Raw genomic sequence first — 25,606 nt, 5'->3', positions numbered from 1 at the left:
GAGCCCACTCCGCCGCCGTACCCTGGAAAGGTCGATCAACCCCCCGGACAGGAGTGAAATGGCCGTCAATCTGGTCAATGTCGAGCAGGTCAGCAAGGTGTACGGCACCCGTGCCCTGCTCGACGGTGTGTCCCTCGGGGTGTCCGAGGGCGACCGGATCGGTGTCGTGGGCCGTAACGGCGACGGCAAGACCACCCTCATCCGGATGCTCGCCAAGCTGGAGGAGGCGGACACCGGCCGCGTCACTCACAACGGCGGGCTGCGGCTCGGCGTGCTCACGCAGCACGACTCCCTCGACCCGGCGAAGACCATCCGCCAGGAGGTCATCGGCGATCTCGCCGACCACGAGTGGGCGGGCAGCGCCAAGATCCGGGACGTGCTCACCGGCCTCTTCGGCGGCCTCGCGCTCCCCGGCTTCGAGCACGGGCTCGACACCGTCATCGCCCCGCTCTCCGGTGGCGAGCGCCGCCGTATCGCGCTGGCGAAGCTCCTCATCGACGAGCAGGACCTGATCGTCCTCGACGAGCCCACCAACCACCTCGACGTCGAAGGCATCTCCTGGCTCGCCGGCCACCTGCGGACCCGGCGCTCGGCGCTCGTCTGCGTCACCCACGACCGGTGGTTCCTCGACCAGGTCTGCACCCGCATGTGGGACGTCCAGCGCGGCACGGTCCACGAGTACGAGGGCGGCTACAGCGACTACGTCTTCGCCCGCGCCGAGCGCGAGCGGATCGCCGCCACCGAGGAGTCCAAGCGGCAGAACCTCATGCGCAAGGAGCTGGCCTGGCTGCGCCGCGGCGCCCCGGCCCGTACCTCCAAGCCGCGCTACCGCATCGAGGCCGCCAACGAGCTCATCGCCGACGTGCCGCCGCCGCGCGACACCAGCGAGCTGATGAAGTTCGCCAACGCCCGCCTCGGCAAGACCGTCTTCGACCTGGAGGACGTGACCGTCCAGGCCGGGCCCAAGACCCTCCTCACCCACCTCACCTGGCAGCTCGGCCCCGGCGACCGCGTCGGCCTGGTCGGCGTCAACGGCGCCGGCAAGACCTCGCTGCTGCGCGCGCTGGCCGAGGCCGCCCGTACGCAGGGCGAGGAGCAGCCCGCAGCCGGGAAGGTCGTCGTCGGCAGGACCGTCAAGCTCGCCTACCTCTCCCAGGAGGTCTCCGAGCTGAACCCGAACCTCCGGGTCCTGGAGGCCGTCCAGCAGGTCCGTGACCGGGTCGACCTCGGCAAGGGCCGCGAGATGACGGCCGGCCAGCTCTGCGAGCAGTTCGGCTTCACCAAGGAGAAGCAGTGGACGCCCGTCGGCGACCTCTCCGGCGGTGAGCGCCGCCGGCTCCAGATCCTGCGGCTGCTGATGGACGAGCCCAACGTCCTCTTCCTCGACGAGCCGACCAACGACCTGGACATCGAGACCCTCACCCAGCTGGAGGACCTCCTCGACGGCTGGCCCGGATCGATGATCGTGATCTCCCACGACCGGTTCTTCATCGAGCGGACCACGGACAAGGTCATGGCCCTCCTCGGCGACCGCGCGCTGCGCATGCTGCCGCGCGGCATCGACGAGTACCTGGAGCGCAGGCAGCGCATGGAGGAGCAGGCCACGCCGTCCGCCGCTCCCGCACCCCGCTCGTCCGGAGTCACCGCCGCCGTCCCGGCCGTCTCCGCGCAGGAGGCCCGCGCCGCGAAGAAGGAGCTCCAGAAGGTCGAGCGCCAGCTCGACAAGCTCTCGACCCGGGAGACCGCGCTGCACAAGCAGATCGCGGAGAACGCCACCGACTTCGAGAAGGTCGCGAAGCTCGACGCCGAGCTCCGCGAACTCGTCACCGAGCGCGACGAGCTGGAGATGCGCTGGCTGGAACTGGCCGAGGACGCCTGAGGGCCCGGCCGAGAACGTAGGACTTCACGGGGGAGAGACGTACCGATGTCACAGCCACCCGGCCGGATACCGCACCAGGACGGCCAGGCGTCCCCGGACGTCTTCGGCGCGCCTTTCGAGCCGCGACCCGGCGTGTACGGGGAGCCGTACGCCGCTCCGTACGGTCCGCCCGCGCCGAATGTCCCGTACGGCCGCGGCCACGGCCACCCGCAGCCTCCCGGTGGTGGCCGGAAGGCCCGGCGGCGTACCGGCGTCATCGTCGCCGCCGTGCTCGCCGGGGTCCTCGTGATCGGTTCCGGCGTCTGGTACGCCACCGGTGACGGCGGCAGCGACGACAGCAGGACGCCCGTCGCCGAGGGCAGTGAGAGCGCCGTCCCGAAGCAGACCGACGACCCCGTGCCCGGCCGGACCCACACCGCCGCCCCGAGGCCCGGCGAACTCAACGCCGCACGCGAGGACGGCGAGAACAAGGTCCTCTGGGTCCAGGAGAACACCGTCGACCTGCCGGGCCGCGGCGGCTCGCAGTTCGGGCCCTGGTTCGCCGGGGACATCGTGGCCAAGGCCATGTACCGCACGGTGTACGGCTACTCGGCCGCGGACGGGACGCAGAAGTGGAGCCTCGACCTCCGGTCCAGGGTCTGTGCGACGCCCACCCTGCCCAGCCCGGACGGGAAGATCGTCGTCGCGATGGAGAGCGGACCGTCGGACTCGGGGGTGTGCGACCGGCTCCAGACGGTCGACCTGCGGACCGGCAAGGCGGGCTGGAACGCCACGTTCGAGCGGGTGGGCGTCTGGGACGGGCTCTCGGACGTCACCATGGCCATCAACGGTGACGTGGTCACCGTCGGCCGGACCGGCCGCACCGACGCCTACCGCATCAGCGACGGCAAGCACCTCTGGGACAGGCTGCCCGGCAACTGCCAGCCGTACGGCTTCGCCAGTGGCGCCGTACCCCTCGCCGCCACCAGCTGCCAGACCTCGGCCGACGACCACGCCATCCAGCACGTACGGCGCATCGACCCGGCCACCGGCAAGGAGCTCTGGGCCTACCCGGTCAAGAAGGGAGCACCTTCTCCGGCGCGCAGGTCGCCTACTCCGGCGGACGCGCGGTGCTCATGCAGCCGTACATCAGCGGGGGCGACGACGAGGAGGAGAAGGACATCGTGTCGATGCTCGTTCTCGGTGACTGACCGTCACGTTCCGCCGGTCGTAACGAGGGCATCACGACCCGGTTCTCCCTTGGGAACAGCGGGTGGACCGATCCGGTGTTCGATGGCTGGTGGGTGGTACAAAGAAGCCCCGCCCGACTGTCGTAACACCGCGGAAGCCATGCCCGATTCGCTCCTTTCCGGGGGGAATTGAACCGTCCCGGAATCGCGGGGGAGACCGGATCGGGCACCGGACCGCACGAAGGGGGACGTGCTGATGAGCCAGCCGCCCAGCCAGCAACCGCCGCAGGGGGGCTTCGGGGCTCCGCAGGAGCCGCCGCAGGGAACTCCTCAGCCGCCGCAGGACCAGCCGCAGCAGCCGCAGGACCAGCCGCCGTCCCTGGCCGAGCAGCCGGCGCAGCCGCCGCAGACGCCGCCGGGCGACCAGGCGTACGGCTACCCGCAGACGCCCCCGGCCCAGCAGCCCGGCTACGGCTACCCGCAGGCACCGGGCCAGGCACCTGGCCAGGCCCCGAACCAGGCCCCCGGCCCGTTCGGCCAGGCGCCCGGTCCTTACGGCCAGCAGCCCTCCGGTCCGTACGGTCAGCAGTCCGGCCCCTACGGCCGGCCGGCCACCGGTGGCTACGGTCAGCCCGCTCCCGGTCCCTACGGCCAGCCCGCGCAGCCCGGTCACGGCTACCCGCAGCATCAGTACCCCGGCGCACCGGCCCCGGGCGGACCCACCGGGAGCGGCGGTTCCGGTGGTCCCTTCAACGGCAAGACCGGCATCCTCGCCGCGGCGGCCGTCGCCGTCGTGCTGCTCGTCGGCGCGGGCGCCTGGTACGTGGTGAGCGACAGCGGCGACGACCCCAAGAAGCCGGTCGCGGGCCCCAGCAACGGCACCGACGACCCCAAGGCGCCCGAGACGCCCAGCGCGTCGCCCTCGGTCGACGAGGGCGACGGCACCGGCGGCGGGCGGGAGGGGAACGACGACCTCAACGCCGGGCGCAAGCCGGGTGAGGCCAAGGTCGCCTGGCTCCAGAAGAACGACGTCGACCTCCCGCGTAACGGTGGCGAGATCCGCGGCCCCTGGTTCGTCGGCGACACGATGATCACGGCCCTGTACCGCGGCGTCTCCGGCTACTCGGTCGCCGACGGCAAGAAGAAGTGGACCGTGGAACTCCCCGCGGACGTCTGCGCCACGCCCAACACGGCCTCTCCCGACGGCAAGCTCGTGATCGCCATCGAGAACGGCACCACGGACCGGTCCACCTGCTCCGTGATGCAGATGATCGACCTCAACACCGGCAAGGCCGGCTGGAAGTCCGAGGTCAAGAAGGCCGGCGCCTTCGACCTGATCTCCGACATCAGCGTCGCGATCAGCGGGAACACGGTCACCGCCGGCCGGACCAGCTACTCCAGCGCGTACCGCGTGAGCGACGGCAAGGAGCTGTTCGGCACCCCGACGGACAACTGCCGGACCTTCTCCTTCGCCGGCGGCCCGAAGCTGATCGCCGCCGCCAACTGCCGTAACGACGACGTCGACAACCCGCAGCACCAGCTGCAGGAGCTGGACCCGGCCACCGGCAAGGCCAGGTGGACCTACCGGCCGCCGCGCGGCTGGGAGATCACGAAGGTCTACTCGGTGAGCCCGCTCGTGGTCTCGCTCGACAACAAGAAGAAGAAGCAGTGGTCGATCGCCGCGTTCACCGACAGCGGCAAGCTCCGCTCGCAGATGAGCCCGGCCAAGGGTGACACGGTCGTCGCCAACTGCGGTGGCACGTTCGCCATCTTCGGCCAGAACCTCGAAGGCTGCTCCGGTGTCGTCGCCGACGCCGACACTCTCTACATGGCCACCAAGGCCGACTCGACCGGCTCCGCGCGGACGAACAAGGTCGTCGCCTTCGACCTGAACACGGGCAAGCCCAAGTGGACGGCGCCCGCCCCGGCCGAGCGCACCGTGACCCCGGTCCGCATGGACGGCGGCAAGCTGGTGCTCTACATGGAGCCGCGGTACGACAAGGCCGGCGCCATGCTCACGCTTCCGCCGACGGGTGGCTCCACCAGCGTCCTGCTCCAGCACCCGGAGGGCACGAACCGGATCGAGAACAGCCTCTTCGGCGGGCTGTCCGTCCGGTACGAGGACGGCCGCTCCTACATCCTCCCCAAGCGGCTCAGCGGCCGTGACGACGGGGAGATGGAGCAGGCGAAGGCGCTGGTGTTCTCCAAGTGACCGCCGTCCCGACGGCATCCGAAACCCCCACACAACTCCAGTCTTCCGAGGTACGAACGCGATGACCCAGCCGCCGCAGCCACCCAACGAGCCCCCGAACCAGCCGTCACAGGGCCAGCCTCCGGCCCAGGCTCCCGCCACCCCGCCCGCCGGCGGATTCGGCGCCCCGCAGGACCCGCCGCCCGGTGGGTTCGGTGAGCCGACCCCGCCGCCCGTGGACCCCTTCGCCAAGCAGCCCCCGCCCGCGAGCCCGCCGACCCCGCCCACACCCCCCGGCGGCTACGGCACCCCGCAGCCCGGCTATCCCACCCCGCCGGCCCCGCAGCCCAACGGCTACGGCTACCCGCAGGGACCGCAGCCCGGCTACGGCTACCCGCAGGGCGCACCCGGCCAGCCCGGCTACCCGGGCGGCCGGCCCGGTATGCCGCAGCAGGGCTACGGCTACCCCACCCAGCCGATGTACGGCGCTCCGCAGCCCGGCCCGGGCGGCAACGGCGGCGGCAAGAAGTTCTCCACCCAGCTGCAGATCATCGTCGCCGCGGCCGTCGCCGTGGTGCTGATCATCGGCGCGGCCGTCGTCTACTCCGCCACCAAGGACGACGGCGACACGGGCAACCAGGCGTCCACGTCCGGCTCCACCGGCGGCGGCGAAGGCGGCGAGGGCAAGGACGGTGAGGGCGACGGTCTGGCCGGCGGCGACGAGAAGGCGCCCGGCAACACCGCCTCCAAGGTCGCCTTCCAGCTCCCGCAGCCCGAGGTCACCGACGTCACCTCGGTCAAGGGCTCCTGGCTCACCGACAAGGCGTACGTGAAGTCCGGCGTCAACGAGGTCGTCGCCCACGACCGCGACAAGGGCACCAAGCTCTGGTCCGTGCCGGTCCCCGGCGAGGTCTGCGGCGCCTCCCGTCACATGACGAAGGACTTCAGGACGGCGATCCTCTTCAAGGAGAGCAAGCCGACCAAGGAGAACAAGTACCCGGCGTGCAACCAGGTCGGCGCCGTCGACCTGGCCGCCGGCAAGCTGCTCTGGAGCAAGTCCGTCACCTCCGCCACCGGCGGCGACCGGCCGGTCCAGTTCGACGAGGTCACGCTCAGCGGGACCACCGTGGCGGCGGGCGGCACCTCGGGCGGCGCGGCCTTCCAGCTTGCGAGCGGCGCCGAGCTCTGGAAGCCGAAGGTCAGCGCCGACCGCTGCTACGACACCGGGTACGCCGGCGGTGAGGCCCTCGCCGTGGTGCGCAAGTGCGGTTCGTACGACAGCCCGCAGCTCACCATCCAGTCGCTCAACCCCGCGACCGGCGCGCCGCTCTCCTCGTTCGAGATGCCCGCGGGCGTCGACTACGCGTCCATCGTCTCCACCAAGCCGCTGGTGGTCGCGGCCAACGTCGGCGACACCGCCGGTGACGGCAGCGGCATCTCCGACTTCTTCTCGGTCGACGCGGCGACCGGCAAGCTGATCGTGCGGATCTCCGCCGACGCCGAGAAGTACGCGGCGCGCTGCGGCTCCACCGACGTGGAGAGCTGCCGGGCGGCGGTCGTCGGCAACAACCGGCTCTACCTGCCGACCGAGGACCACGACGGTACGAGCGAGTACGGCGACACCAACGAGGTCGTCGCCTTCGACCTCACCACCGGCAAGCTGCTCGGCGGCCGGGCGGACGCGGGCGACCGCTACAGCCTGGTCCCGCTCCGGATGGACGGCACCAGCGTCATCGCGTACAAGCGGCCTCCGTACGACAAGGGCGGCCAGATCGTCTCGATCGACGGCGAGACCTTCAAGCAGACGCTGCTGATGGAGAACCCGAGCGACGAGTCGGTACGGGAGGCGGAGACCCGGTTCACCGTCGACCACTCCGAAGTCCTGTACGCCGAGGGCCGCTTCTTCCTCTCGAAGCAGCTGATCAGCGAGCGCCGCGACAGCCAGGCGGACGAGAAGCTCTACCTCGCGGTGGGCTTCCGCACCGACTGACGGTCCAACCCGCCGACCAGCCCTGCCAGTTGATCACCAACTGGCAGGGCTGATCGTTTTCCGTACCGTGTGCGGTCCTCAAGTGGCCCCGAATGCAGCAGAATTCGGCATTCCGGGCAGCTTCTGCCTCGTAAGGGGCCCACGGCGTCGAACAAGCGTGTACGTTGCCGGGTCAGGAGCGCGGGTGTCCGGTATCCATCGCGCAGACGGGCACTTGGAGCTTGATCGATGAGCGTGCGGCTCATGGTGGTCGATGACCACCGCCTGCTCGCCGAGGCACTCGCCTCGGCGCTGAAACTGCGCGGGCACCGGGTGCTCGCCGCGGCCGCTCCGACGTCCGGGTCGGCGGAGCTGGTGGTCGGCAGGGCTCCTGAGGTCTGCCTCTTCGGTACCGCCTCGCCCGCCGCGCCCGGCGTCTTCGACCCGATCGTGCGCATCGGCCAGGAGCGGCCGCAGGTGGCGGTGGTGGTGCTGGGGCCGGTGCCCAGTCCGCGCGGGATCGCCGCGGCCTTCGCGGCCGGCGCGGCGGGGTACGTCCGGCACGACGAGCGCATCGAGGGCGTGGAGCGGGCCATGCTGAAGGCGCGGGCCGGTGAGTGCGCCGTGGCGCCGCAGTTGTTGCGCGGCGCCTTCGCCGAACTGCTCAACCCGGCGGCCCAGCCCGACGACGAGGGCCGCCGCCTGCTCCAGATGCTGACCCCGCGCGAGGCGGAGGTCCTGGTCCGGGTCGCCGAGGGTGAGGACACCCGGCTGATCGCGGCCGGGATGCGGATCGCGCCGAGCACCGCCCGTACGCACGTCCAGCGGGTCCTGATGAAGCTCGGCGTCGGCTCCCGGCTGGAGGCGGCCGCACTCGCGGCCCGTACCGGACTGCTGGACCGCGCGGCGGACGGCCGGAGCGGCAACGGCAGTACGGCGCAGGGGCCGTACGCACCCGGGCTGAGCGGATGACGTACGGCCCCTACGGGCACGGCGGCCGGCCTCAGCCCGCGTCGGTCTCCTCGACCGGCGCGGCCGGAGCCTCGGCCGGGCGGAGCTTCATCCAGACCAGGAAGAACAGGCCGAGCGCCAGCATCGCCAGGCCGGTCCACAGGTTGATGTGGACGCCCTCGGCCTTCTTCAGGTCGGCGTCGGACGGGCTGATCCCGGCGATGGTGACGATCACGCCGTAGACGACGAACAGGCCGCCGATGATCCGCCGGATGTCGAAGAGCCGGGCCGCGGTCGCGGACTTGCGCTCCAGTTCGGAGACTTCCTTGTGCAGGTCGGACATGGTGGTTCCTCCGATCAGAACGAGTAGGGGATGTAGCACGCGGCGGCGAGCACGATCGCGCCCCAGCCGAGCAGCGCGGGCTTGCGGTACCAGGCCTTGTCGGCCTCCTCCAGCGCCTCGTCGGGGTCCGGCGACTCGGTCCCGTACACCAGGCCGGCCAGCTCCGCCTCGGGCTTCGGCGCGGTGAAGAGCGTGACGACGACCATGACGACCGCTCCGGCGACGAAGCCGACGATCGCGGAGACGAAGTTGGCGCCCTGGTCGGACGGGATGTCGATGACGCCGCCCTTGTAGATCCAGAAGTAGTTGACCATCGCGGCGCCGGTACCCGCGATCAGACCCCAGACACCGGACTTCATCGAAGCCCGCTTCCAGAACATACCGATGATGAAGACGACAAACATGGGCACATTGAAGAACGAGAACAGCGTCTGCAGGTAGCTCATGATGTTCGAGAAGCTCGCCGCGATGAACGCCGTACCGATCGAGGCCAGCACGCCGATCGCCGTGATCAGCCGGCCGAACTTCAGGTAGTACGTGTCCGGCTTGCCCTTCACCACGTACCGCTGCCAGATGTCCGTCGTGAACACCGTGTTGAACGAGGACACGTTGGCCGCCATGCCCGCCATGAACGCGGCGAGCAGACCGGTCACCGCGATGCCGAGCACGCCGTTGGGCAGCAGTTCCTGCATCAGGAGCGGGATCGCGTCGTTGTAGGTGAGGTCCGAGTCCGGCGTGCCGATCTGCGGCACGATCACGGCGGCGACCAGGCCCGGGATCATCACCGCGAAGACGATGAAGATCTTCGGGAAGGCGGCGATCAGCGGCGTGCGCTTGGCGGCGGAGAGGTTCTTCGCGGAGAGCGCGCGCTGCACCTCGGCGAAGTTCGTCGTCCAGTAGCCGAAGGAGAGCACGAAGCCGAGGCCGAGGATGATCGTCAGCCAGTTGGCGCCGAGCGGGTTGGCGTCGCCGATGCCGGTGCCGCCCCACGCCGTCATGAAGTCGCCGCCGTGCTGCTTGGTCAGCGAGTCGCTCATGGCGTCCCAGCCGCCGACCCGCTTGAGGCCGAGCACGGTGATCGGGATCAGCGCGGCGAGGATGACGAAGAACTGGAGCACCTCGTTGTAGATCGCCGAGGAGAGGCCGCCGATGGTGATGTAGACCAGCACGAAGAGGCCCGCGACGACGATCGCGACCCACTGCGGCCAGCCGAGGAGCGCCTCCACGACGATCGAGAGGGCGTAGAGGTTGACGCCCGCGATCAGGATCGCCGCGAAGGCGAAGAGTACGGAGCTCAGCAGGTGCGCGGACCGGTCGAACCGCTGGAGCAGGAACTCCGGTACGGAGCGCACCTTGGACCGGTAGTAGAACGGCATCATCACCAGGCCGAGGAAGACCATGGCCGGAATGGCGCCGATCCAGTACCAGTGGACCACCGCGACGCCGTACTGCGCGCCGGTCGCCGCCATGCCGAGGATCTCGGTGGCCCCGAGATTCGCCGCGACGAAGGCGAGACCGGTCACCCAGGCGGGCAGGGACCGTCCGGAGAGGAAGAAGTCGAGGCTCGTCTTCACACTCGCACGGGCCGCGAAGCCGATGCCGAGGACGACGACGAAGTAGATCGCCAGGATGGCGTAGTCGAGCCCGTTCGTGGGGAGACGGAGCCCTTCGGCCAGTGTCTGCATGGGGGTACTCGCTTCGTTGCGCGAACTGAACCTGAGGGAACTTACGCCTCTGTGTTCGTTAAATGAACAGTTTCCTTGGTGTTCTTTGTTCGATCGTGATCGGCTGCGATGAAGTGTGACGTAATGTCCGGGTCTGCCGTGCGTCCGCTGTGTAAGGGTGGCGGCCATTGACTGACGTGTTCGCTTGTGATTTGTTATGTGCGTTTATGTTGGTTGGAGGGAACGGGTGGAGGACCCTGGTGAAGAAGACGGTTACGCGCCTGGCCGACGGCCGTGAGCTGATCTACTACGACTCCGTCGACGGCACCGTCCGCGACGCCGTCGACCGGCGCCCGCTGGACGCCGTGTCCACCTCGTCCGAGATCCGCCGCGATCCGCTGCTCGGTGACGCGGTCGCCATCGCCTCGCACCGCCAGGCCCGCACCTACCACCCGCCGGCCGACGCCTGCCCGCTCTGCCCCACCCGCGAGGGCCGCCTCAGCGAGATCCCGGACAGCCACTACGACGTCGCCGTCTTCGAGAACCGCTTCCCGTCCCTCGCCGGCGACTCCGGCCGCTGCGAGGTGGTCTGCTTCACCTCCGACCACGACGCGTCCTTCGCCGACCTCACCGAGGAGCAGGCCGCGCTCGTCCTCGCCGCCTGGACCGACCGCACCGCCGCACTCTCCGTCCTCGACCAGGTCACCCAGGTCTTCTGCTTCGAGAACCGCGGCGCCGAGATCGGCGTCACCCTCGGCCACCCGCACGGCCAGATCTACGGCTATCCCTTCGTCACCCCGCGCACCGAGCTCATGCTCGCCTCGGCCGCCCGCCGCCGCGAGGAGACCGGCTCCAACCTCTTCGACGACGTGGTCGCCGGCGAGGAGAAGGACGGCACCCGGATCGTCCTCGCCACCGGTCACTGGATCGCCTACGTCCCGTACGCGGCGCACTGGCCCTACGAGGTCCACCTCCACCCACGCCGCCGCGTCCCCGACCTGACCGCGCTCGACGAGGCGGCACGGACAGAGTTCCCACAGGTCTATCTGGAACTCTTGAGGCGCTTCGACCGGATCTTCGGACCCGGTGAGCCGCCGACCCCGTACATCTCCGCCTGGCACCAGGCGCCGTTCGGGGTCGACGGCCGGGACGAGTTCGCGCTGCATCTGGAGCTTTTCACCATTCGCCGTACCTCCGGCAAGCTGAAGTTCCTCGCGGGTTCCGAATCCGGCATGAGTGTGTTCATCAACGACGTGCCGCCGGAAGCCGCGGCCCAGCGACTGCGAGAGGTAGCGAGCGAATGAGCGAGCCGAAGAAGTACCTGGTCACCGGCGGTGCCGGATACGTCGGCAGTGTCGTGGCCCAGCACCTGCTGGAGGCCGGCCACACCGTGACCGTCCTGGACGACCTCTCCACCGGCTTCCGCGTCGGCGTCCCGGCCGGCGCCACCTTCATCGAGGGCCGGATCCAGGACGCCGCCCGCCACCTGGACCCGTCCTACGACGGCGTCCTCCACTTCGCCGCGTACTCCCAGGTCGGCGAGTCCGTCGTGGACCCGGAGAAGTACTGGGTCAACAACGTCGGCGGCACCACCGCCCTCCTCGCCGCCATGCGCGAACACGGCGTCCGCACCCTGGTCTTCTCCTCCACCGCCGCCACCTACGGCGAACCGGTCTCCACTCCCATCACCGAGACCGACCCGACCGCTCCCACCAGCCCGTACGGTGCCTCCAAGCTCGCCGTCGACCACATGATCAGCGGCGAGGCGACGGCCCACGGCCTGGCCGCCGTCTCACTGCGGTACTTCAACGTGGCCGGTGCGTACGGCAGTTGCGGCGAGCGCCACACGCCCGAGTCCCACCTCATCCCGCTCGTCCTCCAAGTGGCCCTGGGCAAGCGGGAGTCGATCTCCGTCTACGGCGACGACTACCCGACCCCCGACGGCACCTGCGTCCGCGACTACATCCACGTCGCCGACCTCGCCGAGGCCCACCTCCTCGCTCTGGACGCGGCCGTCTCCGGCGAGCACCTCATCTGCAACCTCGGCAACGGCAACGGGTTCTCGGTCCGCGAGGTCATCGAGACCGTCCGCAAGGTCACCGGCCACGCGGTCCCCGAGACCCCGGCCCCGCGCCGCGGCGGCGACCCGGCCGTCCTCGTCGCCTCCGCCGCCACCGCCATCGAACGCCTCGGCTGGCAGCCGTCCCGCGCCGACCTGGCCGGAATCGTCGCCGACGCCTGGGAGTTCGCCCGCCGAGAGGAGACCACCACCCCATGACCGACACCGACGAGCGGACCGGACCCGACCCCGCCGCCACCTTCACCGAGCTGTACGGGGCCGAGCCCCACGGCGTATGGGCGGCACCCGGACGGGTGAACCTCATCGGCGAGTACACCGACTTCAACGACGGCTTCGTCATGCCGCTCGCCCTCCCGCACACCGCCGTCGCCGCCGTCTCGCCGCGCACCGACGGCGTCCTGCGGCTGCACTCCTCCGACGTACCCGGAGGCGTCGTCTCGCTCCGCGTGGAGGAGCTGACCCCGCACTCCGGCCACGGCTGGGCCGCCTACCCGGCGGGCGTGGTCTGGGCGCTGCGCGAGGCCGGCCATCCGGTCACCGGCGCCGACATCGCGCTGACCTCCACCGTCCCCACCGGCGCCGGGCTCTCCTCCTCCGCCGCCCTGGAGACCGTCACCGCACTCGCGCTCGACGACCTGTTCCAGCTCGGCCTGACCGGTCCCGAACTGGCCGTCATCGGCCGCCGGGCCGAGAACGACTTCGTCGGCGTGCCCTGCGGGATCATGGACCAGATGGCCTCGGCCTGCTGCACCGAGGGCCACGCCCTCCACCTGGACACCCGCGACCTCACCCTGCGCCAGGTCCCGTTCGACCTGGCCGCCCAGGGCCTCACGCTCCTGGTCGTCGACACCCGGGTCAAGCACGCGCTCGGCGACGGTGCGTACGCGGAGCGCCGGGCCGGCTGCGAGGAGGGCGCCCGGCTGCTGGGGATACCCACGCTGCGCGACCTTCCGTACGACGGTCTCGACGCGGCCCTGACCACGCTCGCGGACGCCGGGGCGGACGAGTCCGTGATCCGGTACGTCCGCCATGTCGTCGGCGACAACCGCCGGGTCGAGCAGGTCATCGCGCTGCTGGACGCGGGCGACGTACGGGCGGCGGGCCCGGTCCTGGACGAGGGACACCGTTCGCTCCGCGACGATCTGCGGGTCTCCTGCCCGGAGTTGGACCTCGCGGTCGCGGCCGCGCGGGAGGCCGGTGCGCTCGGGGCGCGGATGACCGGTGGCGGCTTCGGCGGCTCGGCGATCGTGCTGGCAAAGGCGGCGGAGGCCGACACGGTCGCGGAGGCCGTCACGAAGGCGTTCGCCGGCGCGGGCCACGCGGCGCCGGGCATCTTCGCGGCGGTCCCGTCGGCGGGAGCGCGTCGGCTGAGCTGAAATCCGTTACGGGCAGGGCTCGTTCAGAGTCTCTTGGTGAGGATGAACTCGGTGACGCCGGGCGGGTAGTCCTCGACCCGGCCGATCTCCTCGTACCCCTGCTTCCGGTAGAAGTCCGGGGCCTGGAAGTCCCAGGTCTCCAGCCGGGAGCGGGTGCAGGCCCGCTCCGTGCGGGCCACCCGCTCGGCCTCGGCGAGGAGTTGAGAGCCGAGGCCGGAGCCGCGGTGGCGCGCGTCGACCCAGAGCAGGTCGACATGGAGCCAGTACGCCCAGGTCCGCCCGGTCAGCCCGCCGGCGACCGCGCCCTGCTCGTCCAACGCCCAGACCTCCAGCGGGACTTCGTGCTCGGCGGAGGTGGAGAGCAGAGCGCGCAGGGCGGGCGAGACCGCCCTGTTGTCATCGCGCAGACGCCCACTCAGCAGAGTGCGACGTTCTCTGTCTACTTCTGTCTCAAGACGGAACATGAACCCCACCATAAACACCCTGGTATCCACCCCGGGCCACCAGTTCCGGGAATCGCCTTCCCGCTCCGGCCCCCGCCCGTACGCTGATCCCAGCACCGGTGGGGGCCGGTGCCGAATCAGGGGGCGAGAGAGTCGGGTACGGCGCTCGGAGCGGGGCGGCAGGCGGTGCATACGACGGCGGTCGGAGCACCGGAGGCCACCTGTGAAGGCGGGCCACGGGCCGGCCGGACGTTCCGGACGCCGTACCCGCAGCTGTCCGCCCCCGCCGATGGGGGTCTCTCTGTGGCTCGAATCCGGGTTCTGGTGGTCGACGACCACCGCATCTTCGCCGAATCGCTCGCGGCGGCCCTCGCGGCCGAACCGGACGTGGACGTGGCGGCGGCGGGCAGCGGCCCGGCCGCGCTGCGCGCACTGGAGCGCGCGGCCGCCGAGGCGCGCCCGTACGACGTGATCCTGGTCGACGCCGAGCTCGGCGCCCTCGCCGCCGGCGGCGGTGCCGCCGCGCTCCCGGCGCAGCGGCCGGAGGAACCGGCGGCCGTCGACGGCATCGCGCTGGTCGCCGGGGTCCGCGCGGCCCGGCCCGGCGTCCGCTCGGTGGTGCTCGCGGAGAAGGACGACCCGCGGTCCGCCGCCCGGGCGCTCCAGGCGGGCGCCTCGGGATGGGTGGCGAAGGACTGCTCGCTGCAGCGGCTGCTCACGGTGATCCGCGGTGTGCTGCGCGACGAGACGCATCTGCCGCCGGCGCTGCTGACCGGGGTCCTGCGGGAGCTGACGGCGACCCGTAAGCACCGCACCGAGAGCGAGCAGCTGGTGGAGTCGCTGACGCCGCGCGAGCGCGAGGTACTGCGCTGCATGGTGGCGGGTCTGGGCCGGAAGGCGGTGGCGGAGCGGCTGTTCCTCTCGCCGCACACGGTCCGTACGCACATGCAGAACGTGCTCGGCAAGCTCGGAGTGCACTCGACGCTGGCCGCCGTGGCGCTCGCCCGCCGGGCCGGGGTCGGCCCGGCGGAGCCCGTAACGCCTCGGTCAGCCGGGGATGTTGTCGAACGGGGCAGTCAACTGGCGTAGCAGATCGGCCAGTTCACCGCGCTGGTGACGGGAGAGCTCGCCGAGGATGGCCCGCTCCTGGTAGAGCAGTCCGGCCAGCGACTGGTCCGCCTTGTCACGGCCCTCGGCGGTGAGGCGGACGAGGACACCGCGTCGGTCGCTGGGGTCGGGAAGGCGCTCGACGAGGTTCTTCTTGGTGAGCCGGTCGATGCGGTTGGTCATCGTGCCCGAGGTGACCAGGGTCTGCGTCAGCAGCTGTCCGGGCGAGAGCTGGTACGGAGGGCCGGCCCGGCGCAGCGAGGTGAGCACGTCGAACTCCCACGGCTCCAGGTGGTGCTCGGCGAACGCTATGCGGCGGGCCCGGTCGAGGTGGCGTGCCAGGCGGGAGACGCGACTGAGCACCTCGAGTGGTTCCACGTCGAGGTCGGGGCGCTCTCGGCGCCATGCAGCGACCAGTCGGTCGACCTCGTCCTCCATGTGGATCAGTGTAGAGGGTCTGTCGACATGAAGTCTCTTGAATTCAAGTGTCTTGACATCAAGATATCGCGAGCGTGATCCTGTCTCCCATGACACCGACCACGCCGCCCACGACCGAACCCACCTGGGATCCGCAGCAGTACCTGCGCCACGCGGACCATCGCACCCGCCCGTTCCAGGACCTCCTGGCCCGGATCGGCGACCTCCCCGGCCACCCCGCACCTCGCCTCGCCGACCTCGGCTGCGGCGCCGGCAACGTCACCGCGCTCCTCGCCGACCGCTGGCCGCAGGCCCGCATCACCGGCTACGACACCTCGCCGCAGATGCTCGCCGAAGCCGCCGCCCACGCCCGCCCGCCCCTGCTCGACTTCGCCGAGGCCGACGCCGCCACCTGGACGCCCACCGAGACGTACGGCCTCATCGTCTCCACCTCCGCGCTCCAGTGGATCCCCGGCCACACCGCGTACTTCCCGCGCTGGATCGACGCCCTCGCCCCAGGCGGCACCTTCGCCTTCCAGGTCCCCGGCAACTTCACCGCGCCCAGCCACACGCTCCTGGCCGGCCTCCGCGACTCCGACCGCTGGCGTGCCCGCCTCCACTCCACCGGCGACCGCACCGCCTCGGTCCTGGAGCCCACGGACTACCTCACCCGCCTCCGCGACCTGGGCTGCACGGCGGACGTCTGGGAGACCACCTACCTCCAGACCCTGCACGGCGACGACGCCGTCCTCGACTGGGTCAAGGGCACCGCACTGCGCCCGGTCCTCACCGCGCTGGCCGACGACCCCGAGGCCCGCGACGCCTTCCTCACCGAATACCGCGACCTGCTCCGCGAGGCGTACCCGCCCGGCCCGTACGGCACGGTCTTCCCGTTCCGCCGCATCTTCGCCGTAGCGACCAAGGAGAACCGATGACCGCTTCTGTGGGCCTCGCCGCCGTCGACCACGTCCAGCTCGCCGCCCCGCCCGGCTCCGAGGACGCGCTGCGCGCCTTCTACGCCGACGCGCTCGGCATGGCCGAGATCCCGAAGCCTCCGGTGCTGGCGGCCCGCGGCGGCTGCTGGTTCGCCGCCGGTCCCGTCCAGCTCCACCTCGGCATCGAGAAGGACTTCCACCCGGCGAGGAAGGCGCACCCGGGCCTGCGCGTGACGGGGATCGTGGAGTACGCGGCCCGTCTGGAGGCCCACGGAGTGCGCACGGAATGGGACGACAACCTCCCGGGCCACCGCCGCTTCTACGCCCACGACCCGGCAGGCAACCGCCTGGAGTTCCTGGAGCCGGACGCGGCTTGAGGCGCCCTACAGCTCCTTGAGCGCGTCCGCCGAGACGTCGATGTCCACCGGGAACGGCACACCCGTCTTCAGCCGGTCGTGATGGATCCCGGTCAGCGCGTACGCCTTCGTCACCGGGTCCAGCTCGTAGACCCGTACGACGGGGTGCTGGTCGGTGCCGGTCATCTCCACCAGCCAGAAGTGCGGGATGCCGGCGGTCGCGTACTTGTGCGGCTTGGCCTCACGGTCGCGGGCCTCGGAGTCGGGGGAGACGACTTCTACGGCGAGGAGGACGTCGGCGGCGGCGTACGACGTCTGCTCCATCCCCTTGGTGTCAGCCTCGCTGCGAATGACGGAGACGTCGGGCTCCGGTCCATTGCGCCGGTCCAGCACCACGGTCATCTCCCGACGGATCTTCACCTCCGGCGGTGCTGTACTGCGCAGCCCCGCCACCAGCAGATCGATCACTGTGCTGTGGAACTTGCGCTGCGGACTCACGAAAACCAGGCTCCCGTCGATCAGCTCGGTGTGCGGCGGGAGATCGGGCAGTGTGAACAGATCGTCCACGGTGTATCCGTCCTGCGGGGGCACCGGCCAGCGGGAGCTGTGCGCGGTGGTCGGCTCGGCGGTCATGGTTCCTCCCATGGACGAATCCTCTGCCCTCCCGACCACACTACGGCGGGAAATCCGCACGCGTCATCACAACGGGTGACGGCGTGCGGAAGGGTTACGCGATCAGCTCTTCCGGTGCCCTATCAGCCGAGGCTTCGACTCCAGGTTCTCCAGCCCGTGCCAGCACAGGTTCACCAGGTGCGCCGCGACCTCCGCCTTCTTCGGCCTGCGGACGTCCAGCCACCACTGGCCGGTCAGCGCCACCATGCCCACCAGCGCCTGCGCGTACAGCGGGGCCAGCTTCGGGTCGAAGCCGCGGGCCTTGAACTCCAGGCCCAGGATGTCCTCCACCTGCGTGGCGATATCGCTGATCAGCGAGGCGAACGTGCCCGTCGACTGCGCGACCGGCGAGTCCCGGACCAGGATCCGGAAACCGTCCGTGTACGACTCGATGTAGTCCAGCAGCGCGAACGCCGCCTGTTCCAGCAGCTCGCGCGGATGGCCCGCCGTGAGCGCCCCCTGCACCATGTCCAGCAACCGGCGCATCTCGCGGTCGACCACCACCGCGTACAGGCCCTCCTTGCCGCCGAAGTGCTCGTACACCACCGGCTTGGAGACCCCGGCGCGGGCCGCGATCTCCTCCACCGACGTGCCTTCGAACCCCTTGTCGGCGAAGAGGGCCCGGCCGATGTCCAGCAGCTGCTCGCGGCGTTCCTTGCCGGTCATCCGGACCCGCCGGGCCCGCCGGGAGGACGGAGGTCTGCTCTTCTCGCTGCTGGAGTCGGTCGCCACGTCGTCAATCATGCCGGGTCGGCCGGTACGGACGTGCGCCGGGAGTCGATACGGGCCGCGTCCGGCCACCGCACGTCGTACGCCCAGCCGAGCTTCTCGAACCAGCGGATCAGCCGCGCGCTGGAGTCGACCTGGCCCCGCATCACACCGTGCCGCGCGCTCGTCGGGTCCGCGTGGTGCAGGTTGTGCCACGACTCGCCGCACGACAGCACCGCCAGCCACCACACGTTCCCCGAACGGTCACGGGACTTGAACGGGCGCTTGCCGACCGCGTGGCAGATCGAGTTGATCGACCACGTCACGTGGTGCAGCAGAGCGACCCGTACCAGCGAACCCCAGAAGAACGCCGTCGCCGCGCCCCACCACGACATCGTCACCAGGCCGCCCACCAGCGGCGGGATCGCCAGCGAGACGATCGTGAAGGTCAGGAAGTGGCGCGAGATACCGCGGATCGCCGGGTCCTTGATCAGATCGGGGGCGTACTTCTGCTGCGGGGTCTGCTCCTCGTCGAACATCCACGCGATGTGCGCCCACCACAGGCCCTTCATCAGCGCCGGCACCGTCTCACCGAACCGCCACGGCGAATGCGGGTCACCCTCCGCGTCCGAGAACCGGTGGTGCTTGCGGTGATCGGCCACCCACCGCACCAGCGGCCCCTCCACCGCCAGTGACCCCATCACGGCCAGCGCGATCCGCAGCGGACGCTTCGCCTTGAACGAGCCGTGCGTGAAGTACCGGTGGAAACCGATCGTGATGCCGTGGCAGCCGATGAAGTACATCGCCACCATCAGCCCGACGTCCAGCCAGCTCACCCCCCAGCCCCACACCAGCGGCACCGCCGCCAGCAGCGCCACGAACGGCACCACGATGAACGCCAGCAGCGCGAACTGCTCGATCGACCGCTTCTTGTCCCCACCCAGGGTGGCCTGGGGGAGGGGGGAGGTGGTGGTGGCGTCGGCGGCGGATGGACCGGTCTCGTCGATCACGTCAGGCGTGGACGGCATAGGGGAGTCCCCCGGAGGGTGAGGAAGCGGTGCTCGGACGGCCGTGGCTACGGTTCCGTAACCTACGGCTTGGTAAGTATGACAGTGACGGGCCCCACAACACGAGAACCCGGTCCAGCCCGTCGTACGCGGTAGTCCGCCTGCCCGAGGGGTAGGGCACTCGGTGCCGACGCTGTTCTCGCCCCCGCCAGGGCTGCGGACACGCCGAAGGCGACGACACCTATCCTGGGAGGGTCGGACAGCGCGGTCCGCACCCGCTCGTCGGGGCGTGGCGACAGCACCGCTGCCTGCCGCAGGGCCCCGTCCCCCGCCAAGCTCTCCCACCGCCGTCACCACCGTCACCGGGAGACGCCGAAGCGACGCACCTCCTCATTCACTGCAAGGAGCCGCACACTGTGAGCAGTGCCGACCAGACCCCCGCCGCCAGCCCCGAGCTGCGCGCCGACATCCGCCGCCTCGGCGACCTCCTCGGCGAGACCCTCGTACGCCAGGAAGGCCAGGAACTCCTCGACCTCGTCGAGCGGGTACGCGCCCTGACCCGCACCGACGGCGAAGCGGCGGCCGACCTCCTCGGCGACACCGACCTGGAGACCGCCGCACAGCTCGTGCGCGCCTTCTCCACCTACTTCCACCTCGCCAACGTCACCGAGCAGGTCCACCGCGCCCACGAGATGCGCGACCGCCGCGCCGCCGAGGGCGGGCTCCTGGCCCGCACCGCCGACCGGCTCAAGGACGCCGACCCCGAGCACCTGCGCGCCACCGTCAAGAACCTCAACGTCCGGCCGGTCTTCACCGCCCACCCCACCGAGGCCGCCCGCCGCTCGGTCCTCAACAAGCTCCGCCGCATCGCCGAGCTCCTGGAGACCCCGGTCATCGAGGCCGACCGCCGCCGCCACGACCTCCGGCTCGCCGAGAACATCGACCTCATCTGGCAGACCGACGAACTCCGCGTCGTCCGCCCGGAGCCCGCCGACGAGGCCCGCAACGCCATCTACTACCTCGACGAGCTGCACGCCAACGCCGTCGGGGACGTCCTCGAAGACCTCGCCGCCGAGCTGGAGCGCGTCGGCGTCGAACTCCCCGCCGGCACCCGCCCGCTCACCTTCGGCACCTGGATCGGCGGCGACCGCGACGGCAATCCCAACGTGACGCCCGCCGTCACCTGGGACGTCCTGATCCTCCAGCACGAGCACGGCATCACCGACGCACTCGAACTCATCGACTACCTGCGCGGCCTGCTCTCCAACTCGATCCGCTACACCGGAGCCACCGACGAGCTCCTCACCTCCCTCCAGGCCGACCTGGAGCGCCTCCCCGAGATCAGCCCCCGCTACAAGCGGCTGAACGCCGAGGAGCCCTACCGCCTCAAGGCCACCTGCATCCGGCAGAAGCTCGTCAACACCCGCGAGCGCCTCGCCAAGGGCACCCCCCACCGCCCCGGCTGCGACTACCTCGGCACCTCCGAGCTCCTCGCCGACCTGGCCCTCATCCAGACCTCGCTGCGCGAGCACCGCGGCGGCCTCTTCGCCGACGGCCGCATGGACCGCACCATCCGCACGCTCGCCGCGTTCGGCCTCCAGCTCGCCACCATGGACGTACGCGAACACGCCGACGCCCACCACCACGCGCTCGGCCAGCTCTTCGACCGCCTCGGCGAGGAGTCCTGGCGCTACGCCGACATGCCCCGCGACTACCGGCAGAAGCTCCTCGCCAAGGAGCTCCGCTCCCGCCGGCCCCTCGCACCCACCCCGGCCCCGCTCGACGCGGCCGGCGAGAGGACCCTCGGCGTCTTCCACACCATCAAGGAAGCCTTCGAGCGCTTCGGCCCCGAAGTCATCGAGTCCTACATCATCTCCATGTGCCAGGGCGCCGACGACGTCTTCGCCGCCGCCGTCCTCGCCCGCGAGGCCGGACTCATCGACCTCCACGCCGGCTGGGCCAAGATCGGCATCGTCCCGCTCCTGGAGACCACCGACGAGCTCAAGGCCGCCGACGTCATCCTCGACGCGATGCTCGCCGACCCCTCCTACCGCCGCCTCGTCTCCCTCCGCGGCGACGTCCAGGAGGTCATGCTCGGCTACAGCGACTCCTCCAAGTTCGGCGGCATCACCACCAGCCAGTGGGAGATCCACCGCGCCCAGCGCCGCCTCCGCGACGTCGCCCACCGCTACGGCGTACGCCTGCGCCTCTTCCACGGCCGCGGCGGCACCGTCGGCCGCGGCGGCGGCCCCTCCCACGACGCGATCCTCGCCCAGCCGTGGGGCACGCTGGAGGGCGAGATCAAGGTGACCGAGCAGGGCGAGGTCATCTCCGACAAGTACCTCATCCCGGCCCTCGCCCGCGAGAACCTGGAACTGACCGTCGCGGCCACCCTCCAGGCCTCCGCCCTGCACACCGCACCCCGCCAGTCCGACGAGGCGCTCGCCCGCTGGGACGCGGCCATGGACACCGTCTCCGACGCCGCCCACAACGCCTACCGCAAGCTCGTCGAAGACCCCGACCTGCCCGCCTACTTCCTCGCCTCCACCCCGGTCGACCAGCTCGCCGACCTGCACCTCGGCTCGCGGCCCTCCCGCCGCCCCGGCTCCGGCGTCTCGCTCGACGGACTCCGCGCCATCCCGTGGGTCTTCGGCTGGACCCAGTCCCGCCAGATCGTCCCCGGCTGGTTCGGCGTCGGCTCCGGCCTCAAGGCCCTGCGCGAAGCCGGACTCGACACCGTCCTCGACGAGATGCACGAGCACTGGCACTTCTTCCGGAACTTCCTCTCCAACGTGGAGATGACGCTCGCCAAGACCGACCTGCGCATCGCCCGCCACTACGTCGACACGCTCGTCCCCGACGAGCTCAAGCACGTCTTCGACGCCATCGAGGCCGAGCACGCGCTGACCGTCAAGGAAGTCCTGCGGGTCACCGGCTCCACCGAACTCCTCGGCACCAGCCCGGCGCTCCAGCAGACCTTCGCCATCCGCGACGCGTACCTGGACCCGATCTCCTACCTCCAGGTCTCGCTGCTCGCCCGCCAGCGCCAGGCCGTCGAGCGCGGCGAAGAGCCCGACCCGCTCCTCGCGCGCGCGCTGCTCCTCACCGTCAACGGTGTCGCGGCAGGCCTGCGCAACACCGGCTGAGTACGCCGTACGTACGAATAATCCGTACGTACGAATAAACGGGCGGCCCTGCTACAGCGCGACGAACGTCGCCACCAGCAGGGCCGCCCCGGCCGTTCCGACGCCCACCGCCGTACGCGGCATCCGCACCCCGCCGCCGATCACGAACCCGGCCAGCACCATCGCCCCGCCGAGCGGCATCCACGCATGCAGAAAGCCCGGCACCCCCGTGCGGACCACCGCATCGGTACCGGGCTTCACCACCACCGGAAACCGGTCGCCCTTCTCCGCCGCGACCGACCGCTCCACCACCACCCGCGCCCGAGCCGACGACGTCGCGTCCGGCTCGTACCGGCCGGTGCAGGTCTCCTCACCGCACTCCGTCACCGTCAGCATCCCGTGCTCCCGCCCCTTGGCCAGCACCACATGGTGCGCCGCATCCCATGACGACCACACACCCGCGACCAGCAGCACCAGGGCCACCAACCCCATCGCGGTCCGACGGCCGACGAGCGCCGCACGCTGGGAAGAGCTCCGCTTCATGGGGGCAGATCCTTGGCCAGAGCACAGCCCCCGGTCAACCTGTGGCCGAAAAACGCCCCAGGAGCGGCAGGAATGTCAGGAGTTGTACGCACCCGCCAGGCAACTGCGCGAAGCCTCTCAGGAGTTGTACGCGCTCTGCGCCCGCTCCAGCCCCTCCGCCAGCAGACACTCCACCGAGTCCGCCGCCCGGTCCACCAGGAACGCCAGCTCCTTGCGCTCCACCGACCCGAAATCCTTCAGCACGAAATCCGCGACCTGCATCCGCCCCGGCGGCCGCCCGATCCCGAACCGCACCCGGTGATACTCCGGACCCATCGACTTCGTCATCGACTTCAGCCCGTTGTGCCCGTTGTCACCGCCGCCCAGCTTCAGCCGCAGCGACCCGTAATCGACGTCCAGCTCGTCATGGATCGCCACGACATGATCCGTCGGCACCTTGTAGAAGTCCCGCAACGCCGTCACCGGCCCGCCCGACAGATTCATGTACGACATCGGCTTCGCCAGCACCACCCGCCGGCTCGCCGGACCCGGCGGACCGATCCGCCCCTCCACCACCTGCGCCTGCGCCTTCTGCGCCCGCTTGAACTTCCCGCCGATCCGCGCCGCCAGCAGATCGGCCACCATGAACCCGACGTTGTGCCGGTTCGCCGCGTACTCGGGGCCGGGATTGCCGAGGCCCACGATGAGCCAGGGGTCGGTGGCGTCGGACATCAGCGCTCGGTCTCCTCGTACAGGCACAGGTGATGGCAGGCGAACGGGGCGGCGGCTCCCCGGAAGGGAACCACCACCCCGTCAGTCAAGCAGGTGGAACAGATGAAGCAGGTGGAACGGCGAGGGGTGAGGCTCAGGCCTCGGCACCCTCGGTCTCGGCGGCGGCGGCCTCGTCCGCGGACGGCTCCTCGGCCTGCGCGGCGACGACCTGGATCACGATGGCGTCCTCGTCACCGGCGAGCACGGAGCCCTTCGGCAGCGGAACGTCCTTGGCGATGATCGAGTCACCGGCGTCCAGGCCCTCGACGGAGACCGTCACGGACTCGGGGATGTGGGTGGCCTCGGCCTCGACGAGCAGCGTGTTCTGCACGAACTCCAGCAGGTTGGCGCCCGGCGCCAGGTCGCCCTCGGCGTGCACCGCGATCTCGACCTCGACCTTCTCGCCGCGCTTCACGGTGAGGAGGTCGACGTGCTCGATGGTGCCCTTGAGGGGGTGACGCTGGACGGCCTTCGGGATGACCAGCGCGTCCTTGCCGTCGATCTCCAGACCGATCAGCACGTTGGCCGTACGCAGCGCGAGCAGCAGCTCGTGGCCCGGAAGCGTGATGTGGACCGACTCGGCGCCGTGGCCGTAGACGACCGCGGGAACCTGGTTGGCACGACGGATACGGCGGGCGGCGCCCTTGCCGAACTCGGTACGGACCTCGGTGGCCAGCTTGATCTCGGCCATGTTGCACTCCTCGTCAGGTACGGAGAGCCGTCGGGGGTGACGGGACTCGAACGGTCACCCGGCCCACGACAGGCCTGCTACGAAGAGCGCGTCGATAACGGAGTCTCCGTACACACAGGTACGGCCTCCCTCGCCGAGCAACTCGCTGAGTCTACCCGGCGGGAAGGCCGCACCCCAAAGTGGATCAACGCAGGACCGCTCTCAGGCGGTCAGCCCTGCTCCTCGAAGAGGCTCGTCACCGAACCGTCCTCGAACACCTCACGCACCGCACGCGCGATCGTCGGCGCGATCGACAGCACCGTGATCTTGTCCAGCTCCAGCTCACCCGGCGTCGGCAGCGTGTCCGTGAACACGAACTCGCTCACCTTCGAGTTCTTCAGCCGGTCCGCCGCCGGACCCGACAGCACACCGTGCGTCGCCGTCACGATGACGTCCTCCGCACCGTGCGCGAACAGCGCGTCAGCTGCCGCACAGATCGTGCCGCCCGTGTCGATCATGTCGTCGACCAGCACACAGACCCGGCCCTCGACGTTGCCCACGACCTCGTGGACCGAGACCTGGTTCGGCACGTCCTTGTCACGGCGCTTGTGCACGATCGCCAGCGGCGCGTCCAGCCGGTCGCACCAGCGGTCAGCGACCCGCACCCGGCCCGCGTCCGGCGACACGATCGTCAGCTTGGACCGGTCGACCTTCGCACCCACGTAGTCCGCCAGGATCGGCAGCGCGAACAGGTGGTCCACCGGACCGTCGAAGAAGCCCTGGATCTGGTCCGTGTGCAGATCGACCGTGAGAATCCGGTCCGCACCGGCCGTCGCCATCAGATCCGCCACCATGCGCGCCGAGATCGGCTCACGGCCCTTGTGCTTCTTGTCCTGACGGGCATAGCCGTAGAACGGCACGATCACCGTGATCGAGCGGGCCGACGCGCGCTTCAGCGCGTCCAGCATGATCAGCTGCTCCATGATCCACTTGTTGATCGGAGCCGTGTGGCTCTGGATCAGGAAGCAGTCCGCGCCACGTGCCGACTCCTGGAAGCGCACGTAGATCTCACCGTTGGCGAAATCGAAGGCCTTCGTCGGCACGAGACCGACACCCAGTTGGTGTGCGACCTCCTCGGCCAGCTCGGGGTGGGCGCGGCCGGAGAAGAGCATCAGTTTCTTCTCGCCGGTCGTCTTGATCCCGGTCACAGCACAGTCTCCTCAGACGTGTATCTGGCGCCGCACGCATAGG

Annotated in this window: 23 protein-coding genes; 12 read left to right on the top strand and 11 right to left on the bottom strand. The window is 70.5% G+C overall.

Going from position 1 to position 25,606, the window contains the following annotated elements; genetic code table 11:
* Window positions 1-58: 58 nt before the first annotated feature.
* From ABZ267_RS17640 to ABZ267_RS17620, 5 genes are all read left to right on the top strand, one after another.
* Complete coding sequence (locus tag ABZ267_RS17640) at window positions 59-1,879, top strand: ABC-F family ATP-binding cassette domain-containing protein (protein WP_356746427.1); 1,821 nt, start codon at window positions 59-61, stop codon at window positions 1,877-1,879.
* A 45-nt stretch (window positions 1,880-1,924) separates the two neighbouring features.
* Window positions 1,925-3,241, top strand: coding sequence for a PQQ-binding-like beta-propeller repeat protein (locus ABZ267_RS17635; RefSeq protein WP_356746426.1), 1,317 nt, complete (start codon window positions 1,925-1,927; stop codon window positions 3,239-3,241).
* A gap of 63 nt (window positions 3,242-3,304) precedes the next feature.
* A complete protein-coding gene (locus tag ABZ267_RS17630) occupies window positions 3,305-5,260 on the top strand; it encodes a PQQ-binding-like beta-propeller repeat protein (RefSeq protein WP_356746425.1) in 1,956 nt (651 codons plus the stop codon).
* 61 nt (window positions 5,261-5,321) lie between these two features.
* A complete protein-coding gene (locus ABZ267_RS17625; protein ID WP_356746424.1) occupies window positions 5,322-7,229 on the top strand; it encodes a PQQ-binding-like beta-propeller repeat protein in 1,908 nt (635 codons plus the stop codon).
* A gap of 228 nt (window positions 7,230-7,457) precedes the next feature.
* Window positions 7,458-8,180 (top strand): LuxR C-terminal-related transcriptional regulator, encoded by a 723-nt coding sequence (locus ABZ267_RS17620; protein ID WP_356746423.1) that lies wholly within the window; start codon window positions 7,458-7,460, stop codon window positions 8,178-8,180.
* Window positions 8,181-8,211: 31 nt separating this feature from the next.
* Here the strand turns inward: ABZ267_RS17620 and ABZ267_RS17615 are convergent, their stop codons facing one another.
* Entirely contained in the window at window positions 8,212-8,502 is a 291-nt protein-coding gene (locus tag ABZ267_RS17615; RefSeq protein ID WP_356746422.1) for a hypothetical protein, read from the bottom strand.
* 14 nt (window positions 8,503-8,516) lie between these two features.
* Window positions 8,517-10,187, bottom strand: coding sequence for a sodium:solute symporter family protein (locus tag ABZ267_RS17610; RefSeq protein WP_356746421.1), 1,671 nt, complete (start codon window positions 10,185-10,187; stop codon window positions 8,517-8,519).
* Between the two features lie 239 nt (window positions 10,188-10,426).
* Here ABZ267_RS17610 and galT point away from each other — a divergent pair, with 239 nt between their 5' ends.
* From galT to galK, 3 genes are read left to right on the top strand one after another with little or no spacing between them, the layout of a single operon-like run.
* Window positions 10,427-11,470 carry a galactose-1-phosphate uridylyltransferase gene (gene galT / locus ABZ267_RS17605; protein ID WP_356746420.1) on the top strand — a complete coding sequence of 348 codons (1,044 nt, stop codon included), beginning with the start codon at window positions 10,427-10,429 and terminating at the stop codon, window positions 11,468-11,470.
* Complete coding sequence (gene galE / locus ABZ267_RS17600) at window positions 11,467-12,444, top strand: UDP-glucose 4-epimerase GalE (protein ID WP_356746419.1); 978 nt, start codon at window positions 11,467-11,469, stop codon at window positions 12,442-12,444. The genes galT and galE overlap by 4 nt, the downstream gene beginning before the upstream one ends.
* On the top strand, window positions 12,441-13,622 hold the full coding sequence (gene galK / locus ABZ267_RS17595; RefSeq protein ID WP_356746418.1) for a galactokinase: 1,182 nt from the start codon (window positions 12,441-12,443) through the stop codon (window positions 13,620-13,622). Before galE ends, galK begins: the two co-directional genes overlap by 4 nt.
* A gap of 23 nt (window positions 13,623-13,645) precedes the next feature.
* On the opposite strand, the gene ABZ267_RS17590 is transcribed toward galK, so the two are convergent.
* The gene (locus ABZ267_RS17590) at window positions 13,646-14,086 is read right to left on the bottom strand and encodes a GNAT family N-acetyltransferase (RefSeq protein WP_356746417.1); all 441 of its coding nucleotides are present in this window, start codon (window positions 14,084-14,086) and stop codon (window positions 13,646-13,648) included.
* Window positions 14,087-14,368: 282 nt separating this feature from the next.
* On the opposite strand from ABZ267_RS17590, the gene ABZ267_RS17585 reads away from it, so the two are divergent.
* Window positions 14,369-15,154: a response regulator transcription factor gene (locus ABZ267_RS17585; protein WP_356746416.1), complete on the top strand. Its 786-nt coding sequence runs from the start codon at window positions 14,369-14,371 to the stop codon at window positions 15,152-15,154.
* Here the strand turns inward: ABZ267_RS17585 and ABZ267_RS17580 are convergent.
* A complete protein-coding gene (locus tag ABZ267_RS17580; protein ID WP_356363461.1) occupies window positions 15,113-15,610 on the bottom strand; it encodes a MarR family transcriptional regulator in 498 nt (165 codons plus the stop codon). The genes ABZ267_RS17585 and ABZ267_RS17580 overlap by 42 nt on opposite strands.
* Before the next feature lie 89 nt (window positions 15,611-15,699).
* On the opposite strand from ABZ267_RS17580, the gene ABZ267_RS17575 reads away from it, so the two are divergent.
* Window positions 15,700-16,524 carry a trans-aconitate 2-methyltransferase gene (locus tag ABZ267_RS17575; protein ID WP_356363458.1) on the top strand — a complete coding sequence of 275 codons (825 nt, stop codon included), beginning with the start codon at window positions 15,700-15,702 and terminating at the stop codon, window positions 16,522-16,524.
* Window positions 16,521-16,901, top strand: coding sequence for a VOC family protein (locus ABZ267_RS17570; RefSeq protein ID WP_356746415.1), 381 nt, complete (start codon window positions 16,521-16,523; stop codon window positions 16,899-16,901). The genes ABZ267_RS17575 and ABZ267_RS17570 overlap by 4 nt, the downstream gene beginning before the upstream one ends.
* A 6-nt stretch (window positions 16,902-16,907) precedes the next feature.
* On the opposite strand, the gene ABZ267_RS17565 is transcribed toward ABZ267_RS17570, so the two are convergent.
* The 3 genes from ABZ267_RS17565 to ABZ267_RS17555 all read right to left on the bottom strand — a co-directional run bounded on the left by ABZ267_RS17565 (window position 16,908) and on the right by ABZ267_RS17555 (window position 19,288).
* Window positions 16,908-17,513, bottom strand: a complete 606-nt coding sequence (locus ABZ267_RS17565) for a Uma2 family endonuclease (RefSeq protein ID WP_356746730.1) — start codon at window positions 17,511-17,513, stop codon at window positions 16,908-16,910.
* Window positions 17,514-17,615: 102 nt separating this feature from the next.
* Window positions 17,616-18,296, bottom strand: a complete 681-nt coding sequence (locus ABZ267_RS17560; protein ID WP_356746414.1) for a TetR/AcrR family transcriptional regulator — start codon at window positions 18,294-18,296, stop codon at window positions 17,616-17,618.
* A complete protein-coding gene (locus ABZ267_RS17555) occupies window positions 18,293-19,288 on the bottom strand; it encodes a fatty acid desaturase (protein ID WP_356746413.1) in 996 nt (331 codons plus the stop codon). Before ABZ267_RS17555 ends, ABZ267_RS17560 begins: the two co-directional genes overlap by 4 nt.
* A gap of 395 nt (window positions 19,289-19,683) precedes the next feature.
* On the opposite strand from ABZ267_RS17555, the gene ppc reads away from it, so the two are divergent.
* The gene (gene ppc / locus ABZ267_RS17550; RefSeq protein ID WP_356746412.1) at window positions 19,684-22,413 is read left to right on the top strand and encodes a phosphoenolpyruvate carboxylase; all 2,730 of its coding nucleotides are present in this window, start codon (window positions 19,684-19,686) and stop codon (window positions 22,411-22,413) included.
* 51 nt (window positions 22,414-22,464) lie between these two features.
* Here the strand turns inward: ppc and ABZ267_RS17545 are convergent, their stop codons facing one another.
* The 4 genes from ABZ267_RS17545 to ABZ267_RS17530 all read right to left on the bottom strand — a co-directional run bounded on the left by ABZ267_RS17545 (window position 22,465) and on the right by ABZ267_RS17530 (window position 25,563).
* Window positions 22,465-22,935 carry a hypothetical protein gene (locus ABZ267_RS17545; RefSeq protein ID WP_356746411.1) on the bottom strand — a complete coding sequence of 157 codons (471 nt, stop codon included), beginning with the start codon at window positions 22,933-22,935 and terminating at the stop codon, window positions 22,465-22,467.
* 117 nt (window positions 22,936-23,052) lie between these two features.
* The gene (pth, locus tag ABZ267_RS17540) at window positions 23,053-23,646 is read right to left on the bottom strand and encodes an aminoacyl-tRNA hydrolase (RefSeq protein ID WP_356746410.1); all 594 of its coding nucleotides are present in this window, start codon (window positions 23,644-23,646) and stop codon (window positions 23,053-23,055) included.
* 133 nt (window positions 23,647-23,779) lie between these two features.
* On the bottom strand, window positions 23,780-24,376 hold the full coding sequence (locus ABZ267_RS17535) for a 50S ribosomal protein L25/general stress protein Ctc (protein ID WP_356746409.1): 597 nt from the start codon (window positions 24,374-24,376) through the stop codon (window positions 23,780-23,782).
* Between the two features lie 209 nt (window positions 24,377-24,585).
* Window positions 24,586-25,563, bottom strand: coding sequence for a ribose-phosphate diphosphokinase (locus ABZ267_RS17530; RefSeq protein ID WP_356746408.1), 978 nt, complete (start codon window positions 25,561-25,563; stop codon window positions 24,586-24,588).
* Window positions 25,564-25,606 lie beyond the last annotated feature (43 nt).

It is taken from the genome of Streptomyces sp. NPDC006174 (assembly GCF_040614075.1).
In the GTDB taxonomy this organism is placed as follows: Bacteria; Actinomycetota; Actinomycetes; order Streptomycetales; family Streptomycetaceae; genus Streptomyces.
The sequence above is the reverse complement of the archived record's forward strand: the minus strand, read 5'-3'. Positions and strand labels throughout refer to the sequence as shown.

Coding starts and splice junctions, on each gene's coding strand:
- ABZ267_RS17640 (WP_356746427.1), top strand. CDS start 59: ATGGCCGTCAATCTGGTCAATGTCGAGCAGGTCAGCAAGGTGTACGGC.
- ABZ267_RS17635 (WP_356746426.1), top strand. CDS start 1,925: ATGTCACAGCCACCCGGCCGGATACCGCACCAGGACGGCCAGGCGTCC.
- ABZ267_RS17630 (WP_356746425.1), top strand. CDS start 3,305: ATGAGCCAGCCGCCCAGCCAGCAACCGCCGCAGGGGGGCTTCGGGGCT.
- ABZ267_RS17625 (WP_356746424.1), top strand. CDS start 5,322: ATGACCCAGCCGCCGCAGCCACCCAACGAGCCCCCGAACCAGCCGTCA.
- ABZ267_RS17620 (WP_356746423.1), top strand. CDS start 7,458: ATGAGCGTGCGGCTCATGGTGGTCGATGACCACCGCCTGCTCGCCGAG.
- ABZ267_RS17615 (WP_356746422.1), bottom strand. CDS start 8,502: ATGTCCGACCTGCACAAGGAAGTCTCCGAACTGGAGCGCAAGTCCGCG.
- ABZ267_RS17610 (WP_356746421.1), bottom strand. CDS start 10,187: ATGCAGACACTGGCCGAAGGGCTCCGTCTCCCCACGAACGGGCTCGAC.
- galE (WP_356746419.1), top strand. CDS start 11,467: ATGAGCGAGCCGAAGAAGTACCTGGTCACCGGCGGTGCCGGATACGTC.
- galK (WP_356746418.1), top strand. CDS start 12,441: ATGACCGACACCGACGAGCGGACCGGACCCGACCCCGCCGCCACCTTC.
- ABZ267_RS17590 (WP_356746417.1), bottom strand. CDS start 14,086: ATGTTCCGTCTTGAGACAGAAGTAGACAGAGAACGTCGCACTCTGCTG.
- ABZ267_RS17580 (WP_356363461.1), bottom strand. CDS start 15,610: ATGGAGGACGAGGTCGACCGACTGGTCGCTGCATGGCGCCGAGAGCGC.
- ABZ267_RS17575 (WP_356363458.1), top strand. CDS start 15,700: ATGACACCGACCACGCCGCCCACGACCGAACCCACCTGGGATCCGCAG.
- ABZ267_RS17570 (WP_356746415.1), top strand. CDS start 16,521: ATGACCGCTTCTGTGGGCCTCGCCGCCGTCGACCACGTCCAGCTCGCC.
- ABZ267_RS17565 (WP_356746730.1), bottom strand. CDS start 17,513: ATGACCGCCGAGCCGACCACCGCGCACAGCTCCCGCTGGCCGGTGCCC.
- ABZ267_RS17560 (WP_356746414.1), bottom strand. CDS start 18,296: ATGATTGACGACGTGGCGACCGACTCCAGCAGCGAGAAGAGCAGACCT.
- ABZ267_RS17555 (WP_356746413.1), bottom strand. CDS start 19,288: ATGCCGTCCACGCCTGACGTGATCGACGAGACCGGTCCATCCGCCGCC.
- ABZ267_RS17545 (WP_356746411.1), bottom strand. CDS start 22,935: ATGAAGCGGAGCTCTTCCCAGCGTGCGGCGCTCGTCGGCCGTCGGACC.
- pth (WP_356746410.1), bottom strand. CDS start 23,646: ATGTCCGACGCCACCGACCCCTGGCTCATCGTGGGCCTCGGCAATCCC.
- ABZ267_RS17535 (WP_356746409.1), bottom strand. CDS start 24,376: ATGGCCGAGATCAAGCTGGCCACCGAGGTCCGTACCGAGTTCGGCAAG.